Source organism: Rhizomicrobium sp., assembly GCA_037200385.1.
Lineage (GTDB): Bacteria > Pseudomonadota > Alphaproteobacteria > Micropepsales > Micropepsaceae > Rhizomicrobium.
Genome location: JBBCGL010000001.1, coordinates 4,118,567 through 4,133,325 on the forward strand (window position 1 = coordinate 4,118,567; position 14,759 = coordinate 4,133,325).

A 14,759-nucleotide genomic window follows, 5' to 3' on the forward strand; every position below is an offset into this window, starting at 1 on the left:
AAAGGGCGCCGGCAGCGGCGCCCTTTTTCTTTGCCGCCGGCGGTCGCCGATGTCGCTGGCCGGCGCCCGCCGTTCCGCGCCCGCGCCGGATGGACTAGCCTTCGGTATCCAACCGGCCGCCCAGGAGCCAACCATGGAAACGCGCAAGCTCGGCACGTCCGGCATAGAGGTCTCGGTCGTCGGCCTCGGCTGCAACAATTTCGGCACTCTGAAGGTGGACGCCTCGCGCCGCGTGGTCGATCGCGCCCTGGACCTGGGCATCACCCTCTTCGACACCGCCGACGTCTATGGCAATCGCGGCGGCTCGGAGGAGCAGCTGGGCGATATCCTGGGCGCCCGCCGCAAGGACATCGTGCTCGCCACGAAATTCGCCATGCCGATGGACGACGCGGGCGCCAGATCCGGCGCCTCGGCCGCCTATATCCGCGAGGCCTGCGAGGCGAGCCTGAGGCGCCTCAAGACCGACTGGATCGACCTTTACCAGCAGCACCGCCCCGATCCGGACACGCCGATCGAGGAGACCCTGCGGGCGCTCGACGACTTGGTGAGACAGGGGAAAGTCCGTGCCATCGGCTGTTCCAACCTGCCTGCCGACCAGCTGGCCGCGGCACATGCGGCCTCGCGCAAGCACGGCCTTGCGGCCTATGTCACGGCGCAGGACCAGTACAGCCTGGTCGTTCGCGACGTCGAAACCGCGCTGCTGCCGGAACTGACCCGCGAGGGCATGGGCCTGCTGCCCTATTTCCCGCTCGCCAGCGGCCTGCTCAGCGGCAAGTACAAGAAGGGCGAAGCGGCGCCGGCCGGAACGCGCTATGCCCGCGCCGGCCGTTTCGCCGACACCTACATGACCGAGGAGAACTGGGCCATCGTCGAGGCGCTGACCGCCTTCGCCGAGGCGCGGGGCCGCACGGTCCTCGATCTCGCCTTCGCCTGGCTGCTGGCGCATCCCTGGCTGCCCAGCGTGATCGCCGGCGCCACCCGGCCCGAGCAGATCGACCAGAATGCCGCCGCGGCAAGCTGGAAACTGTCCGCCGGCGAGGTCGCCGAAGTCGATCGCATCACGCAGAAAACGGCTTAGGTCGGCGCTGCGCCATCCTTCGAGGGCCGCTGTGCGGCCACCTCAGGATGGCGGTTTCATTTTTGCCGCATTTACCGACCGCGTCATGCTGAGGTGCTTGGTTCGCGGCAACGCCGCGAACCAAGCCTCGAAGCACACAGGTTCACTCCGCCGGCTGCGTCCGCGCTCCGCCGCCGAACAGGCTGCGCCAGCGGAAATGGCCGGCGCGCTCGCCGAGGTGATCGAGATAGGTGTAGATCACCGGCGTGATGTAGAGCGTCAGGAGCTGGGAGACCAGCAGGCCGCCCACCACCGCCAGGCCCAGCGGCCGCCGCGACTCCGAGCCCGCGCCGAAGCCGATCGCGATCGGCAGCGTGCCCATCAGCGCCGCCATCGTCGTCATCATGATCGGCCGGAACCGCACCAGCGCCGCTTCGACGATGGCCTTCTCCGGCGGCACGTGTTCGCTGCGCTGCCGGTGGAGCGCGAAGTCGATCATCATGATCGCGTTCTTCTTCACGATGCCGATCAGCATGATCATGCCGACAAAGGCATAGACGCTGAGCGGCGTGTCCGATCCGGTGATGCCCGCGGTGAAGAGCTGGTGGAACAGCCACAGCGTGATCAGCGCGCCGACCGCCGCCGAAGGCAGGCCCGACAGGATGGTCAGCGGGTGGATGAAGCTCTCATACAGGATGCCCAGGATGATGTAGACCGTGATCAGCGCGATCAGCAGGAGCAGGCCCATATTGCTCAGCGAGCTCTGGAAGGCCTGCGCCGTGCCCTGGGCCGAGCCGCTCACCGTGTCGGGCAGGTGCAGTTGCGCCTTGACCCGGTCGATCGAGCTCAGCGCATCGCCCAGCGAGTATCCCTTGTCGAGGTTGAAGGAGATCGTGACCGCCGGCAGCTGGCCCTGGTGATTCACCGTCAGCGGCATGGTGCCCGGCGTCAGCTTGACCACCGAGGTCAGCGGCACCAGCGTCGTGCCGTCCGCCGCCGACAGGTAGATCCGCGACAGGTCGCTGAGCTTGAACTGGTATTGCGGCAGGAGCTCCATGATGACGAAATACTGGTCGGCCGAGCCGTAGATGGTGGACACCTGTTCGGTGCCGAAGGCCGCGCCCAGCGCGGTCTCGATCTTGGCCGGCGTGATGCCCAGGGCCGCCGCCTTGTCGCGATCGATCGCGACGTTGATCGAGGGCGCCGCCAGGTCGAGGTCGGTCGTCACGTCCTGGAACCCCGGCGTGGTCGCCAGCGCGTTCATCAGCTTGAGCGAGGACGTCTGCAGCTCGCCTTGGTCGAGGTCCTGCAGCGTGTACTGGTACATCGATTTCGACTGACGGCCGCCGATCTGGATCGCGGGCGGGTTCTGCATATAGGTGTTGATGCCCGGCACCGCGCCCAGCTTGGGCCGCAGCTGGCGGATGATCTCGTCCGCGGAATCGCGGTCGCCCGAATCCTTCAGAGTCAGAAGCAGCGTGCCGGTGTTGGTGCCCGTGCGCGAGCCGCCGCCGCCGACGAACGACATCACCGTCTTCACGCCGGGATTCTTCGCCGCGATCGCCGCAACCCGCTGCTGGTACTGCGCCATCTTGAGGAAGGAGGTGCGGTCGGCGCCCTCGGTCTGGGCACGGATCATCCCCTGGTCTTCGGTCGGGATGAAATCCAGCGGCACCAGGTAGAACATGCCGACGGTCGCGGCCAGGCTGGCGAAAAAGAGGAAAAGGATGAAACCGCGATGCGCCATGCTCCAGCCCAGCGAGCGCTCATAGCCGCCCTGGACGCGGTCGAAGATCGCTTCGCTGCGCTCGTAGAAGCCGCCCGGCTTGTGCGCCTTGGCGGCCTTCAGGAAGCGGCCGCTCAGCATCGGCGTCAGCGTCACCGACACGATGCCGGAGACGACGATGGCGAGCACGATGGTGACCGCGAATTCGTGCAGCAGCCGCCCCACGATGCCGCCCATGAAGACCAGCGGGATGAACACCGCCGCCAGCGACACGGTCATCGACAGGATGGTGAAGGCGATCTCGCGCGAGCCGTTCATCGCCGCCTCGCGCGGCTGCTCGCCCTCCTCGATGTGGCGCACGATGTTCTCGAGCATCACGATAGCGTCGTCGACCACGAAGCCGACCGACAGCGTCAGCGCCATCAGCGACAGGTTGTCGAGATTGTAGCCGAACAGCGCCATGCCCGCGAAGGTGCCGATCACCGCGATGGGCAGCGCCAGCGACGGGATCACCGTGGCGGACAGGTTGCGCAGGAAGATGAAGATCACCAGCACCACCAGCACCGCGGCGATCAGCAGGGTGCTCTGCACGTCGGCGACGGAGCTGCGGATCAGCTGGCTGCGGTCGTAGATGATGTCGAGCGACAGCGAGGCGGGCAGCTGCTTGGAAAAGGCCGGCAGGATGGCCTTGATCTCGTCGACCACGGCGATGGTGTTGGAGCCGGGCTGGCGCTGCACCGCCAGCACGACGGCCGGCTGGCCGTTGAACCAGCTATAGGCGAGGTTGTTCTGCACGCTGTCGATGGCGCGGCCGACGTCGCGCACCCGCACCGGCGCGCCGTTCTGGTAGGCGATCACCTGGTTGTTGAAGGCCGCGCCCGTCATCAGCTGGCCGTTGGCATGGATCAGCGTCGCCTGGGTCGGGCCGTTGAGCTGGCCGGTCGCCTGGTTGACGTTGGCGTTCTGCAGCGCCGCGGCGACCTGGTCGATGCCGATGCCGCGCGCCGCCAGCTGCGCCGGATCGATCTGGACCCGTACCGCGTATTTCTGCGAGCCGTAGACGTTGACCTGCGCCACGCCGTTCAGCGTCGAGATCTGCCGCGCCAGCAGGGTCTCGGCATATTTGTCGACCTCCGACATCGGCAGGGCCGGCGAATGCAGCGCGATGAAGATCACCGGCTGGTCCGACGGATTGACCTTCCGGATGGTCGGCGGCGTCGGCATGTTGGTCGGCAGCTGGCGGCCCGCGGCCGAGATCGCGGACTGCACGTCCTGCGCCGCCGCGTCGATGTTGCGGTCGAGGTCGAATTGCAGCGTGATCGAGGTCGAGCCCGCCGAGCTCGACGAGGTCATCGAGCTGATGCCGGCGATGGTCGAGAACTGGTTCTCCAGCGGCGTCGCGACCGCGGATGCCATCGTGTCCGGATCGGCACCCGGCAGGCTCGCCGACACCGTGATGGTCGGGAAGTCGACGTTGGGCAGCTCGCTGACCGGCAGGCTCGAATAGCCGAACAGGCCGAAGATCACGAGCGCCGCCATCAGCAGCGTCGTCATCACCGGCTTTTCGATGAATTGCGCCGAGATGTTCATGGCCGCGCTATTTCTTCTGCGGCTTGGCGACGGTCACCGGCTTGCCCGGAACGACCTTCAGCTGGCCGTCGACGATCACCGTGTCGCCGGGCTTGACCTTGCCCTCGATCGCGGCGGTCGTGCCGTCGTCATGCAGCACCTTCACCGTCACCATCACGGCTTTGCCGTCCTTGACCAGGTAGACGAAGTTCTTGTCGGGTCCCAGATTGATCGCGTCGTGCGGCACCGCGAGGGCGCTCTTGACCGTGTCCAGCACGACCCCGACATCGACCAGCTGGCCCGGCACCAGCGTGCCGGCTTCGTTGCCGAAGCTGGCACGCAGCTCGATGGTGCCGGTCTGGTCGTTCACCTGGTTGCCGACGAAGTTCACCGTCGCGGTGAGCGGCTGGGCGTCCGGCGCGTTCTGCTGCATCAGCGTCACCGCCATGCCGGACGCCATGCGCCTCTGGATGCGCGGCAGGTCGGCCTGGGGCAGGGCGAAGGAAATCTTGATCGGCGTGATCTGGGTGATCGTCACCAGGGGATTGCCGCCCGGCGCGACCGTGGTCGGTCCATTGCCCGTGCTGCCGGCTGCCGTGATCTGGTTGCCGGGCTGGATCAGGATCGGCCCGGTCTTGCCGTCGATCGGCGAGCGGATGGTGGTGTAGCCGAGGTTGAGCCGCGCCGCGTCGACATTCGCCACGGCCACCAGATAGGCGGCCTTGGCATCGTCGGCATCCTGCGGCGCGACCGCCTTCTGTTCCAGCAGCCGGGCATAGCGCTCGGCCTTCGCCTTGGCCGAGGTCAGCGTGGCCGCCGCGTTGTCGTAAGCCGCCTGATAAGGCTTGGGATCGATCTGGAACAGCAGGTCGCCTTTATGGACGGTTTGTCCCTCGACGAAAAACGCCTTGAGCAGTTCGCCCTGAACCCGCGCGGTGATCTGTACCGTCGCGTCGGAAACTACGGTGCCGATCGTGTGCTCGGCCACGGTGAGATCCTGCCGCGTCACTTTCTGGACGACCACTGGGGGTGCCGGGGTCTTCTTGGGTGCCGTTCCGCCCATGAAGAACCAGGCGACGATGGCGGCCACCAGCAGCACGCCGAGGATGCCTAGGATCAGACGCGTGCGCGTGCCGGTCTGCTGATAGGTCTCGCGCACCCGACCCGGAAGGTCTTGGGCAGCGCCGGTCGCGGCGTCGAAGGAACTGGGCATGCGGATGTTCATAGAGCGGTCCGTCGGCCTGGATTCAAGGCGTGGTCCCTGGGCCAAAGGACATCACCCCCGCAATTCGCTGCCGGGCCGCGCTTCCAAGCCTGTCCTAGCATGGCCTTCGCCAATTGCCAGACCGGCAATGTCTTAAACTGTCGCGCCGCAGCATTCGGCGCGCAAACCGTCATCGAAGCTTCGCATGCGGAGCGTTAACCGCTCAATTCGCCTTGAGTTTCCTTGCGAAAATGCAATGTGTTGCTCTGCGGCATGGGCACCTATATAAGCCCGCGCTTTCCAGCCAGGCGCCCGAATCCATGGACATACGCAACATCGCGATCATCGCCCATGTCGACCATGGCAAGACCACGCTGGTCGACCAGCTCCTCAAACAGTCCGGTTCCGTCCGCGAGAACCAGCACATGGACGAGCGTGCCATGGACTCCAACGACCTGGAGCGGGAGCGCGGCATCACCATCCTGGCCAAGTGCACGTCGGTGGACTGGCACGGAACCCGGATCAACATCGTCGACACCCCCGGCCACGCCGACTTCGGCGGCGAGGTGGAGCGCATCCTCTCGATGGTCGACGGCGTCGTTCTGTTGGTCGACGCGGCCGAGTCCGTCATGCCGCAGACCAAGTTCGTGCTCTCGAAAGCGCTCAAGCTCGGCCTCAAGCCCATCGTGGTGATCAACAAGATCGATCGCCAGGACGCCCAGCCCAAGGAGACGCTGGAGTCGATCTTCGATCTCTTCCTCGCGCTCGAGGCCAACGACGACCAGCTCAACTTCCACTATCTCTACGCTTCCGGCCGTAACGGCTGGGCGGTGAACGAGCTCACCGAGATTTCGGACGAGAACAAGAATCTCGACCCGCTGTTCAAGCGCGTCGTCGAGGATGTCCCGCTGCCCAAGCCGCTGGCGCTCGCCGGCGACGACCATCCCTTCAAGATGCTGGTGACGACGCTGGAGGCCGACAACTATCTGGGCCGCATCCTGACCGGTCGCGTGGAATCCGGTGCCATCACCGTCAACCGCCAGATCAAGGTGCTGAACGGCAAGGGCGAAGTCGTCGAGCGCGCCCGCGCCACCAAGCTGCTCGCCTTCCGCGGGCTCGCCCGGGTGCCGGTGGAGCGCGTCGAGGCGGGCGACATCGTCGCCATCGCCGGCCTGACCGACGCAACCGTCGCCGACACGCTGTGCGACATCACGGTGGAAGAGCCGATCCAGGCGCAGCCGATCGATCCGCCGACGCTCGCCATGACCGTGTCGGTCAACGACTCGCCGCTGGCGGGCCGCGAGGGCGACAAGGTGCAGAGCCGCGTGATCCGCGACCGCCTGCTGCGCGAAGCCGAGGGCAATGTCGCGATCAAGGTCAAGGAAACCGGCGAAGGCGCCTTCGAAGTCGCGGGCCGCGGCGAGCTCCAGCTCGGCGTCCTGATCGAGAACATGCGCCGCGAAGGCTTCGAGCTTTCCATCAGCCGCCCGCGCGTGCTGTTCAAGACCGGCGAGAAGGGCGAGCGCCTCGAGCCGATCGAGGAAGTCACCGTCGACGTCGACGATCCTTATACCGGCGTGGTGATCGACAAGATCAGCCAGCGCAAGGGCGAGATGCAGGACATGCGTCCGACCGGCGCCGGCAAGACCCGCATCGTGTTCAGCGCCCCGTCGCGGGGCCTGATCGGCTATCACGGCGAGTTCCTCACCGACACGCGCGGCACCGGCGTGATGAACCGCATGTTCTCCGACTACGCGCCGCACAAGGGGCCGGTGCAGGGCCGCGTCAACGGCGTCCTGATCGCCACCGGCGACGGCGAGGCGGTGGCCTATGCCCTTTGGTATCTCGAAGAACGCGGCAAGCTGTTCGTCGTGCCCGGCACCAAGGTCTATCAGGGCATGATCATCGGCCAGAACGCCAAGGACAACGACCTCGAGGTCAATCCGCTCAAGGCCAAGCAGCTCACCAACATCCGCACCACGTCGAAGGACGAGGCGGTGCGCCTGACGCCCATCGTGCCGATGACGCTGGAGCAGGCCATCGCCTATATCGAGGACGACGAGCTGGTCGAGGTGACGCCGCAGTCGATCCGCATCCGCAAGAAGCAGCTCTCGCCGCACGACCGCAAGCGCGCCTCGCGGACGGAAGTGGCTTAGGCGTTCTTTTTCAGCCCAAGCTGTCCCGCTATCAGCTTGTCCACCATGCGTTTGGGCAGCGCGTTCATCAGGAAATTCTGGAACGGCCCCGGCGTCACCGTGTAGCGCACCTTCGGCTTGGGCGTGGTCAGCGCGATCCACACCGCCTCGCCGAGCCGCTCGGGCGGCAGGCCCTTCTTGCCGTTCTTGACCATGTAGTCCTTCACCAGGGTCAGCGATTTGAAGTAGGGCGTGTTGGCATAGATGTTGGCGTCGACCTGGTCGGCCTTGTCCCAGATCGGCGTCGCGACCGCACCCGGCGCGACCACGATCACGTCGATCCCGAACAGCATCAGCTCGCGGCGCAACGCTTCGCTCAAGCCCTCCAGCCCGAATTTCGATGCGCTGTAAGGGCCCAGGAACGGATTGGCGTTCTTGCCGCCCACCGACGAGATCATCACGATCCGCCCCGGCGCGCCCTGGCGCGAGCGATCGGCGCCGAGCAGCGGTGCGAAGGCCTGGGTGACGATGAGCTGCCCGGTGAGGTTGACCGCGATCTGCTGTTTGAACTCGTCGAGCTTGAGATAGAGCAGCGGACCCGCCACCGCGATGCCGGCATTGTTCACCAGCCCCGCCAGCGTGGCGCCGCCCAGCGCCGCCGCGACCTGTTCGGCGCCGCGCGCGACGGCGCCCTCGTCGGTCACGTCGAACAGGACCGGCACGAAATTGGCGCCGAACTCCGTCTTCAGGCGCTCGCCGTCCGCCGCTTTGCGCACGCTCCCGAACACCCGGAAGCCCTTCTCGATGAGAACCTTGGCGATCCCCCAGCCGATGCCGGTGGACGATCCCGTGACGACGACGGATTTCATGGGAGACCTCGATGGTTCACCTCCCTACGGGGAGGTCGACGCGCAAAGCGCGTCGGGTGGGGAAACTCTATCCGTGAATGCACGCCCTTCGCCATGCCCCCACCCGATCCGTCTTCGACGGATCGACCTCCCCGTGCCGGGGAGGTAAAAGAGCGCATGACCGTATCCCCCGACGCCATCGCCTTCGCCAATCGCCTCGCCGACGCCGCCGGGGAGGTCATCCGCCCCTATTTTCGTCAGCGCCTGGACGTCACCGACAAGCGTCCCGTCATCCACGGCCAGCCGGTCTTCGACCCGGTGACCGAAGCCGACAAGAACGCCGAAAAGGCGATCCGGGCCATCATCGATGCCGAGCGGCCCGACGACGGCATCCTGGGTGAGGAGTACGGCGAGAAGCCGGGCACGACCGGCCTGCGCTGGGTCCTCGATCCGGTGGACGGCACGCGCGCCTTCATCAATGGCCGCCACGAATGGGGCTCGCTGATCGCGCTGGAAGACGACCTGAAGCCCGTGCTGGGCATCATCGACCAACCTTGGATCGGCGAGCGCTTCATCGGCGCCAATGGCAAGGCCGAGCTGCATTTCCGTGGCGCGGTTGTCCCGCTGCAGGTGCGCAAATGCACGCAGCTTTCCGAAGCGATCCTCTGCGCTACCCATCCCGACGGCTATTTCCAGAAGGAAGAGCGCGACGCCTTCCGCCGCGTGCAGCGCGCCGTGAAGATGACCCGCTGGGGCGGCGATTGCTACATCTTCGGAACGATGGCGCTGGGCTTCACCGACCTGATCATCGAATCCGCCTTCCATCGCTGGGACGTGGCGGCGCTGATCCCGGTGGTCGAAGGCGCCGGCGGCGTCATCACCAACTGGCAGGGCGGCTCCTGCGCCGAAGGCGGCCAATGCCTCGCCGCCGCGACGCCGGAGCTGCACCAGGCGGCGATGACGTTGTTGAACGTCTGAGCGCCGATCTTTCCTCCCGAAACCACGGGGGGGAAGAAAGATACGCTAAACGGTATTCGCGGCCACGAATGCGTCGAACGCGGTCCAGAACCGCGCGCGGATGGAGTCGTTCTCCATCAGGATCTCGTGCTCGGCATCCTCGAACTCGACATATGTCCCGCGCTGCAGCCGGTGTGCGAAATCGCGCGCCGCCGGCGTCAGGCAGATGCGGTCCTTGCCCGCGCCGCACACCAGCACGGGCGTCTCGATCGCCTCGGCATAGCCGGACGACATTTCCAGCGCCATCGACTCCGCTGCTGCCTTGAGCCAGCCCCAGGTCGGGCCGGCCAAACGGATATCGGGATTCTTGGCGAGCAGTGCCTGGGCCTGCGCCCAGCGCCGGCGGTCGGATGTCACCAGATTGTCCTCGAAGCGCAGCTTGAGCGGGTCGCGCCCCTCCATCCCCAGCACCCAGTCCTCGGACCGGCCGAGCGCGTTCATCACCGCGGTCGCCAGCTTGGCGATCCAGGCCGGCTGGCCGCGCGTCGAAATCGCCATCATCGGCGCGCTCAACACCGCGGCGGAGAAGCTTGTCGGCCGGTCATGCAGCGTGCGCAGCAGGATATGCGCGCCCATCGAATGGGCGAGCGCGAGCGGCGGCTTGGCCGCGCCCAGCGGCTTGACGATCTGTTCGAGAAACGCCGCGAGGTCCTCGTCATATTCGGCGAAGTCGCGGATATGCGCCTTGCGCCCGTCCGCCAGCGCCCGGCTGGAGGCGCCCTGGCCGCGCCAGTCGAAGGTCGCGACGCAGAAGCCGCGCGCCCGAAGCTCGCCGATCACCTCGCCGTATTTCTCGATGAATTCGGTCTGGCCGTGCAGCAGCACGCAGACGCCGCGGTCAGGCCCGCCGGCGGCCGGCGCGAAGACCGCCGTGCGCAGCCGCGCGCCCCCTGGCGTATTGATGAAATGGGGAGAGAAGACGGGATCGCTCATCGGGATATATGGCACGAGTGGCGCGTTCGCGGGTTATCGATCCCATGGCGTGGAACGCAATCGCCTTCGTCCTGCTGCTGCTGGCGCTGTTCGCGCTGCTGCCGCGCTTCGACCGCTGGGACCGTTAGGGCGCTCAGCCCCGGGCCTTTTGCAGGACGGGACCGAGTTTCATCGCGAGTCCCATGTCGCCCGCCACCCGCAGCTTGCCCTGCATGAAGGCCGAGGTCGGGTCGAGTTCCTGGTTTGCCAGTTTCTCGAAATCGGCCAGCGAGATGGAAATCGTGGTGTCCGCCACCTGCCCGGCGCCATCGGTGACCGCATTGGGGCTCGACTTGCCGTCGAGCAGGACGCTGCCATCGTCGCCGAAATCGAATTTGAGCGTGCCGCCCAGTCCGGAATTGGCACCCAGCGCCGTGCCCATCTGCGTGATGATCTGCTGTACGACCGCCGAGGTCATGCCGTGTCCTTCCCGAAAGCCCCTGTGCCGAACAGCCGGGGAATTGTGGGGATTATTAGCACCGGTACGCCCGGAGACAACCGCCGGCCGCCGCGGTTTGCATTGCGCATCCAATAAGCAGAACCTTCACAAACCGGGAAGGGCAAGAATATGTCCGTCAAACTGCACCGCAGCGGACGCCGCGCATGAGCCTCGCGAACGACGACGAAAGTCCGGCGGCCGCCAGCACGCTGCCGTCGCATGCCGCAGAAAAGCGCGATGCGCTGGGAAATTTCTGCTTCTATTTCCACTTCGCGGTGATGCTCTACATCGTCATCGGCTGGGTCGTACCGTGGCACGCGGCGCTGATCTTCTATCTGGGCTTTCTGCCCGCCGTCGCGCTCCAATGGCAGTTCAACAAGAACTCCTGCGTCCTGAACAATTTCGAATCCCTGATCCGGTCCGGGCAATGGCGCGATCCGCACAACAAGGAAGAGGGCGCCTGGCTGCTGACGCTGGCGACCGGCCTGTTCGGCTACCCGTTCCGGCCCTGGCAGATCGACCTCTTCACCTATTTCGTTCTCCTGGTGTTGTGGAGCGCCGGACTCGGCCACCTGCTTTGGTGGTGAAAGTTCCCATTTGGCGGCCCTTGAACGCCCTGGCACTCCTTCCTACCTAGTGCTTGTCGAGCGGCCCATCGTGGCGTTCGGCATCACAAAACCGGCCCCGGTCCCTGCGGACGGGGTCAAACCGCAACGCTTTCAGGAGGTTGTAACCATGCGTGATTTTTCCCCCTATTTCCGTTCCACTGTCGGCTTCGACCAGCTCTTCCATCGCCTTGAGCAGGCCGTCGACGCGGGCAACGGCTATCCCCCCTACAACATCGAGCGCACCGACGAGACCCACTATGTGATCTCCGTCGCCGTCGCCGGCTTCGCCGAGAAGGATCTCAATGTCGAGGTCAAGGATGGCGTCCTGACGGTCATCGGCAAGCGCGAGGAAGGTGAGAAGCAGGCTTATCTCTACCAGGGCATCGCCGGCCGCGCCTTCGAGCGCCGCTTCCAGCTCGCCGAGCATGTGGAAGTCCGCGCCGCGAAGCTGCAGAACGGTCTGCTCCACATCGATCTGGAGCGCGTCGTCCCGGAAGAGAAGAAGCCCCGCCGCATCGCGATCAACGCGCCGGCGCTGGCGACCATCGAAGGCCAGGCCAAGGCAGCCTGAGGCTTCGCGTGAAATGGGAAAGGCCGGATGCCGGAAGGTGTCCGGCCTTTCCGTTTGGAGGTGTGCGTGCAGGCGCGGATCGCCCTGTCGCCGCCCGGTTCCCGTCCTAACCACGTTTTCTGGCCCCGGATGACACCCCTGTGCGTTGGGCGTAGGGATGGCTTCGTAATAACAACCCGATAGATCATGCCAAGCTGGCAAAGCTCCTTTGTCGATCGCCTGCGCCGCTTGGGCCGACCCAAGGGCGCCGGCGTCGAGACCGATATCGCCGAGCTGCGCCGCCAGTACACCTATCTGTCCGAGCGCTTCGGCGCCCCGCCGCGCGAGGCGGTGTTCGAGCCCGCCCAGGTCGGGCCGCTCAAGGGCGAATGGGTCAGGCTGCCCAATTCCTCGCCCAACCGGCTGATCCTCTATTTCCACGGCGGCGGCTATATCGCCGGTTCGCCCCAGAGCCATCGCGCGCTGGTCGCCCGTCTGGCACAGGCCAGCGACGCGACGGCCTTCTCGCTCGCCTATCGCCTGGCGCCGGAATTCGCCTTCCCGGCCGCGGTGCGCGACGGCATCGACGCCTACCGCCACCTCATCGCCAAGAACGTCTCGCCGCAGCAGCTCGTGCTGGCCGGCGACGGCTCGGGCGGCGGCCTGGCCTTCGCGGTGCTGCATGCGGCGCGCAACGCCAACCTGCCGATGCCGGCGGGCTGCGTGGCGATGTCGCCCTGGGCCGACCTGTCGCTCGGCGGCTGGTCGGTGCTGCAGAACGCGAAGTCCGACAATGCGCTGAACTGGGAGCTGCTGTTCGTCAGTGCACGGCACTATCTGAAGAAGACGAATCCCTCCGATCCCTATGCCTCGCCGGTGTTCGCCAATTTCAAGGACTTCCCGCCGATCATGGTCCATGCGGGCAGCCTCGAAATGCTGCGCGACGACGCCTCGCGGCTCGGCGACCGCGCCGCCGACGCCGGTGTGCCGGTCAGCGTGGAGATCTATGACGGCATGCAACACGTCTTCCAGGCCAACCGCCACGTGCCCGAAGCGAAGGTGAGCCTGCAACGGCTCGGCCAGTTCATCCGCACGCGGACCACCGCGCAGGCCAGCGCGGCGCAGTAGCTGCGCCTCTCCGGGACGCGAACGAAGGGCCGTCCGCTATTGCGCGGCCGTCTGGACGTTGTCCGCGAACACCATCGGCAGCTTGGTGCCGCTCGTGTCGGCATCGGTCAGGTCGGCGTCGCGCAAATCGGCGTCGCTCAGATTCGCATAGGCGAGATCGGCGCCGGTGAAGCGGATGCGGCGCAGATCGGCACCGCGGAAATCGGCATAGCGCGCGACGGCGCGGTCCATCCGCGCGGGCAGCAGCCTTGCGTCCGAGAGCATCAGCGGCCCGATCCGCGCGTCGCGGAAATCGGCATGGCCAAGACGTGCCCCGACGAAGTTCACCCCGCGCAGATCGGCACCGCCGAGCTTGACCGAGCGCAGGTCGGCGCCCGCGAGATTGCTGCCCTGCAGGGATGCCCCTTCGAGATTCAGCCCATAGAGCGACGCCCCCGGCGCGATCAGCGCCGTCAGCGGCTTGCGGCCAAGCGCCGCGACGGCGCGCAGGTCCATGTTGGACAGATCGGCCGGCTTGCCTTCGCGGCCTTCGCTCTCGACCCAGCGGGCGTGGGAGTCGAGCAGGTCCTCGATCGGGACCGTGAGCTCGGCGGGGAGCTTTCCCATCGCCTGCTCGGTCAGCGTCTCGCTGAAATCGGCGCCCTGCGTCACGGCGAAATCGAGCTTGCAGCCGACCAGGATTGCGCCGTTCAGATCCGCGCCCGTCAGGTTGCAGCCCGACAGGTCGGCGTTCTCCAGATTGGCGCCCGACAGCTTCGCCTGGCGCAGATTCGCGCGCATCAGGCGGCAGCCCTTCATGATCGCGTCGGTGAAATCGGCCTGTACCGCGATGGTGCCCGACATCTTGGCCCGCTCCAGATTGGCCGAATGCATCAGCGCCGCCGGCATCTCGGACGGGCCGATGTCATGGTTCAAAACCCGCAGCTCGCCATACTTGTCCTTCTCGGCGATCGTGCCTTCGCGCAGATCGGCCTCGAACAGGTCGGCACTGATCAGGTTGGCGCCCTTCAGGCAGGCGCCGCGCAGGTCGGCGCGCCGCATGCTGGCACTGCTAAGATTGGCGCGTCGCAGATCGGCGCCGAAAAAGCTCGAGGAGTCGAGCCGGGCCCCCGAGAAATTCGCCTCTTCCAGGATCGCGCCCGTGAAATCCGCGTCCGCCAGGTTCCGCCCCGACAGGTCGAGGCCGGACAGGTCGCTGAAAGCGAAGACCGCGCGTGCCCCGCCCATCCGGCCGGAATACAGCATCTCGTGGCGCGCCGCGGCGGCCGAAGCCTCTTTCTGGCTGAGCTTGGCGAAGCTCGTGCGGCTATGGGCGGTCATGGGGACACCGGAAGAGCGTTAACTTTGGCGCGGGCCCAGTGTGGCGCCGGCGGCCTAATAGCTGATTAAGAAGCGGAAATTTGCCTTCTTCGCAGCCTATGGGTAGGTGACTTCCGAGAAAATCGGTTATGGTGCCCTCGCTGCGGCTGGTTTCCGGGGTGGGGCCTTGCGGCATAAGCGAGGGTG

The 14,759-nt window shown here is 66.3% G+C and carries 12 protein-coding genes; 6 read left to right on the forward strand and 6 right to left on the reverse strand.

All coding sequences use genetic code 11. The features are described 5' to 3' along the window. Positions 1 to 133: 133 nt before the first annotated feature. Positions 134 to 1,078 carry an aldo/keto reductase gene (locus WDM91_19810; protein MEI9996850.1) on the forward strand — a complete coding sequence of 315 codons (945 nt, stop codon included), beginning with the start codon at positions 134 to 136 and terminating at the stop codon, positions 1,076 to 1,078. A 142-nt stretch (positions 1,079 to 1,220) separates the two neighbouring features. Here the strand turns inward: WDM91_19810 and WDM91_19815 are convergent, their stop codons facing one another. Further along, a complete protein-coding gene (locus tag WDM91_19815; protein MEI9996851.1) occupies positions 1,221 to 4,373 on the reverse strand; it encodes an efflux RND transporter permease subunit in 3,153 nt (1,050 codons plus the stop codon). A gap of 7 nt (positions 4,374 to 4,380) precedes the next feature. Beyond that, entirely contained in the window at positions 4,381 to 5,565 is a 1,185-nt protein-coding gene (locus WDM91_19820) for an efflux RND transporter periplasmic adaptor subunit (GenBank protein MEI9996852.1), read from the reverse strand. 311 nt (positions 5,566 to 5,876) lie between these two features. On the opposite strand from WDM91_19820, the gene typA reads away from it, so the two are divergent. Further along, positions 5,877 to 7,712, forward strand: a complete 1,836-nt coding sequence (gene typA / locus WDM91_19825) for a translational GTPase TypA (GenBank protein ID MEI9996853.1) — start codon at positions 5,877 to 5,879, stop codon at positions 7,710 to 7,712. On the opposite strand, the gene WDM91_19830 is transcribed toward typA, so the two are convergent. Continuing rightward, positions 7,709 to 8,560, reverse strand: a complete 852-nt coding sequence (locus tag WDM91_19830) for an SDR family NAD(P)-dependent oxidoreductase (GenBank protein MEI9996854.1) — start codon at positions 8,558 to 8,560, stop codon at positions 7,709 to 7,711. The genes typA and WDM91_19830 overlap by 4 nt on opposite strands. 156 nt (positions 8,561 to 8,716) lie before the next feature. Between WDM91_19830 and hisN the strand changes: the two genes are divergently transcribed. Further along, positions 8,717 to 9,517 carry a histidinol-phosphatase gene (gene hisN, locus WDM91_19835; GenBank protein MEI9996855.1) on the forward strand — a complete coding sequence of 267 codons (801 nt, stop codon included), beginning with the start codon at positions 8,717 to 8,719 and terminating at the stop codon, positions 9,515 to 9,517. A 45-nt stretch (positions 9,518 to 9,562) separates the two neighbouring features. Here the strand turns inward: hisN and WDM91_19840 are convergent, their stop codons facing one another. Next, positions 9,563 to 10,489: an alpha/beta hydrolase gene (locus WDM91_19840; protein ID MEI9996856.1), complete on the reverse strand. Its 927-nt coding sequence runs from the start codon at positions 10,487 to 10,489 to the stop codon at positions 9,563 to 9,565. A 133-nt stretch (positions 10,490 to 10,622) separates the two neighbouring features. Then, complete coding sequence (locus WDM91_19845) at positions 10,623 to 10,946, reverse strand: SCP2 sterol-binding domain-containing protein (GenBank protein ID MEI9996857.1); 324 nt, start codon at positions 10,944 to 10,946, stop codon at positions 10,623 to 10,625. Between the two features lie 185 nt (positions 10,947 to 11,131). On the opposite strand from WDM91_19845, the gene WDM91_19850 reads away from it, so the two are divergent. The 3 genes from WDM91_19850 (at position 11,132) to WDM91_19860 (ending at position 13,253) form a co-directional block, all read left to right on the forward strand. Continuing rightward, entirely contained in the window at positions 11,132 to 11,554 is a 423-nt protein-coding gene (locus tag WDM91_19850) for a hypothetical protein (GenBank protein ID MEI9996858.1), read from the forward strand. A 148-nt stretch (positions 11,555 to 11,702) separates the two neighbouring features. Continuing rightward, positions 11,703 to 12,146 (forward strand): Hsp20 family protein, encoded by a 444-nt coding sequence (locus WDM91_19855; protein ID MEI9996859.1) that lies wholly within the window; start codon positions 11,703 to 11,705, stop codon positions 12,144 to 12,146. Positions 12,147 to 12,332: 186 nt separating this feature from the next. Continuing rightward, complete coding sequence (locus WDM91_19860; GenBank protein ID MEI9996860.1) at positions 12,333 to 13,253, forward strand: alpha/beta hydrolase; 921 nt, start codon at positions 12,333 to 12,335, stop codon at positions 13,251 to 13,253. 36 nt (positions 13,254 to 13,289) lie between these two features. Here the strand turns inward: WDM91_19860 and WDM91_19865 are convergent, their stop codons facing one another. Further along, on the reverse strand, positions 13,290 to 14,573 hold the full coding sequence (locus tag WDM91_19865) for a pentapeptide repeat-containing protein (GenBank protein MEI9996861.1): 1,284 nt from the start codon (positions 14,571 to 14,573) through the stop codon (positions 13,290 to 13,292). Between the last annotated feature and the right edge of the window lie 186 nt (positions 14,574 to 14,759).

What these genes read in the sequence shown, in the direction of transcription:
- WDM91_19845 (MEI9996857.1), bottom strand. Translation starts at nt 10,946, where the DNA reads ATGACCTCGGCGGTCGTACAGCAGATCATCACGCAGATGGGCACGGCG.
- WDM91_19840 (MEI9996856.1), bottom strand. Translation starts at nt 10,489, where the DNA reads ATGAGCGATCCCGTCTTCTCTCCCCATTTCATCAATACGCCAGGGGGC.
- WDM91_19850 (MEI9996858.1), top strand. Translation starts at nt 11,132, where the DNA reads ATGAGCCTCGCGAACGACGACGAAAGTCCGGCGGCCGCCAGCACGCTG.
- hisN (MEI9996855.1), top strand. Translation starts at nt 8,717, where the DNA reads ATGACCGTATCCCCCGACGCCATCGCCTTCGCCAATCGCCTCGCCGAC.
- typA (MEI9996853.1), top strand. Translation starts at nt 5,877, where the DNA reads ATGGACATACGCAACATCGCGATCATCGCCCATGTCGACCATGGCAAG.
- WDM91_19855 (MEI9996859.1), top strand. Translation starts at nt 11,703, where the DNA reads ATGCGTGATTTTTCCCCCTATTTCCGTTCCACTGTCGGCTTCGACCAG.
- WDM91_19860 (MEI9996860.1), top strand. Translation starts at nt 12,333, where the DNA reads ATGCCAAGCTGGCAAAGCTCCTTTGTCGATCGCCTGCGCCGCTTGGGC.
- WDM91_19810 (MEI9996850.1), top strand. Translation starts at nt 134, where the DNA reads ATGGAAACGCGCAAGCTCGGCACGTCCGGCATAGAGGTCTCGGTCGTC.
- WDM91_19820 (MEI9996852.1), bottom strand. Translation starts at nt 5,565, where the DNA reads ATGCCCAGTTCCTTCGACGCCGCGACCGGCGCTGCCCAAGACCTTCCG.
- WDM91_19865 (MEI9996861.1), bottom strand. Translation starts at nt 14,573, where the DNA reads ATGACCGCCCATAGCCGCACGAGCTTCGCCAAGCTCAGCCAGAAAGAG.
- WDM91_19815 (MEI9996851.1), bottom strand. Translation starts at nt 4,373, where the DNA reads ATGAACATCTCGGCGCAATTCATCGAAAAGCCGGTGATGACGACGCTG.
- WDM91_19830 (MEI9996854.1), bottom strand. Translation starts at nt 8,560, where the DNA reads ATGAAATCCGTCGTCGTCACGGGATCGTCCACCGGCATCGGCTGGGGG.